The 2,239-nt window shown below is 39.1% G+C and carries 2 protein-coding genes; one reads left to right on the top strand and one right to left on the bottom strand.

The window, feature by feature from the left end:
• Positions 1-113 precede the first annotated feature (113 nt).
• Positions 114-572 carry an NfeD family protein gene (locus tag KO495_RS10475; RefSeq protein WP_215980360.1) on the top strand — a complete coding sequence of 153 codons (459 nt, stop codon included), beginning with the start codon at positions 114-116 and terminating at the stop codon, positions 570-572.
• Positions 573-674: 102 nt separating this feature from the next.
• On the opposite strand, the gene yegD is transcribed toward KO495_RS10475, so the two are convergent.
• On the bottom strand, positions 675-2,033 hold the full coding sequence (gene yegD, locus KO495_RS10470) for a molecular chaperone (RefSeq protein ID WP_215980359.1): 1,359 nt from the start codon (positions 2,031-2,033) through the stop codon (positions 675-677).
• Positions 2,034-2,239: the final 206 nt, after the last annotated feature.

Genomic DNA, 2,239 nt, shown 5'->3' with positions numbered 1-2,239 from the left:
TTCTGAAGAATAATTTTTGCTTATATTTCAATTTGTTAAATGCTTCTTAAACCGAGTTCAGGTTATTTAAGTAAACCAGTTAAAGCTAAGGTCAAACAGTTTAGGAGCTTTTCATGCAACATTTTTTAGAGAACCACCATCATTTATGGTACGTCATCGCTGGAGTTAGTTTTCTGGTTGAACTCAGTATTATGGGGTTAAGCGGGCCATTACTCTTTTTTGCTATTGCCAGCTTAACAACGGGAATATTAGTGAATGTTGGTTTTATTAGTGGTTGGCCAAGTGAAATATTAAGTGTCGGTATTTTATCTGCGCTTATTGCTGTTTTACTTTGGAAGCCATTGAAGAGGCTACAAAATACTAAGCAGAAAACCGATAATTCAAGTGATATGATTGGCTTGAAAGTACCGGCAAGTGCTGATATTACCTTAACCGCTGGTAGTATTCGGTACTCAGGTATTAATTGGCAAGCACGTTTGGCTGATAATTGTGAAGTTGAAAGTATTGGCGAAAATAGCCAATGTGAAATAGTAGCTATTACCGGTAATACGATGTTGGTAAAGCCTGTTTAATCCTGCTTAAATTACCGCTGCTAAAACAGTGCACTAAAGTAATGCACTACAGTAAAAGTCGATTAAAACAGAAATCTGTTTTAATCGACTTTTTATTTATTGTTAGCGATAAATTTGTTCAGCCCATCTAGCTAAACCCGCGGTTACGCTACCAAAGTGGTCGCCAATAACTACTGGAATATTAGGCATTTGTTGCTGTAAAAAATCATTCAATACAGGTGATTTAGCCGTACCGCCAGTAACAAAAATCACATCGGGTTGGCATTGTGCTTTCTCAACCGCATCTTTCATTAATTCACCAATACTATTAAGTGTATGGCTATTGGCTTGTTTGAGTAGTTCTCTATTAACTTCAACTGCAAGATCAGGGCTTATGTCACTTAAATCAATTTGTTGGTTGGCTGAGTCAGATAGCGCTATTTTGGCTTGTTCTGCACCATTGACTAATTGGTAACTTAATTTTTGATCATGCACGGTTAATAAACGGCTAACCATGTCACTTTGTTGAGCATCTCTACTTAACTGCACTAAATCACGACGATTTTTGGCGCTATAAAACTCAGTTTGTTCATTAATATTATTAATAGCAATCGCTTGCCTAAAGCTGTTAGTTGGTAAAGGTTTTCCGGTTTTTAGCGATCCGTTCATGCCCAAACTTGGCATAATGCCACGTAATGCTAATTGAATATCAAAGTCGTTACCCGCAACACGTACACCACTATGGGCGAGTAAGTGCTCAACACGTGACTGACATTGACTTAACTCAGGCCCCATTAATAACATTGAGCAATCACTAGTACCACCACCAATATCAACCACAAGCACACGAGTTTCTTTGGTTAAGCTGGCTTCAAACTCGAAACCTGCGGCAACAGGTTCAAACTGAAACTCTACCTCTTTAAAGCCAACACGCTTCGCTGCATTGGTTAATACTTCTATGGCTTGGCGGTTACTTTCGTCGCCGTGTAGGCCTTGAAAATTAATAGGGCGACCAATTACCGTTTTGGTTACTTCTCGTTGAAGTTTGGTTTCAGTTAAGGTTTTTACGTTACTCATCATCGCTGCAACAATATCTTCAAATAATTGAATTTGTATTGGTGCTAAGCCACTGGCACCTAAAAATGATTTAGGTGATTTGATGTAATAGCCTTCTTCAGGGTCTTCAAGGTATTTATCAAGAGCGGCTTTGCCAAACAGTAAGTTACTGTCAATGCCGTCAAAGCTTAACTCGCGTAATACCGCTTGCCCTTTTTGTAACTGTGGCGCACGAGCTTGCTTGTAGCTAAGCTGTTGCTCAGTAGATAGTTGCTGATAAAGCCAATTAACAATCATGTCGCGACCAGGCGCATAGAGGTTAGATGCGATATAACGGTTATTCGCCGCTAACTCAATAATATGTGGTTTGCCATTGACCATTTGGGCGACGCTACAATTTGAAGTGCCGTAATCAAAACCTATCATTACTGCTCCTTAACGAGTTATATTGATTAGTGTGTTAGCGTTGCAATACCTGCCAAATAAATATTGCGAAGTAACGCGTTAAAAAAGCCGCGTAGCATACGGGGTAATACTAGCCCCTGCAAGTTGTAATTAACCTGAGCTCGGCTTAACAAATGTTTCTCTAGCAGCTATTTTTCCTAATTTCTTCGTTAAATTTACTTGCAATA

The sequence above is a fragment of the Colwellia sp. D2M02 genome, assembly GCF_018860755.1.
Taxonomy (GTDB): domain Bacteria; phylum Pseudomonadota; class Gammaproteobacteria; order Enterobacterales; family Alteromonadaceae; genus Colwellia; species Colwellia asteriadis.
The sequence above is the reverse complement of the archived record's forward strand: the minus strand, read 5'-3'. Positions and strand labels throughout refer to the sequence as shown.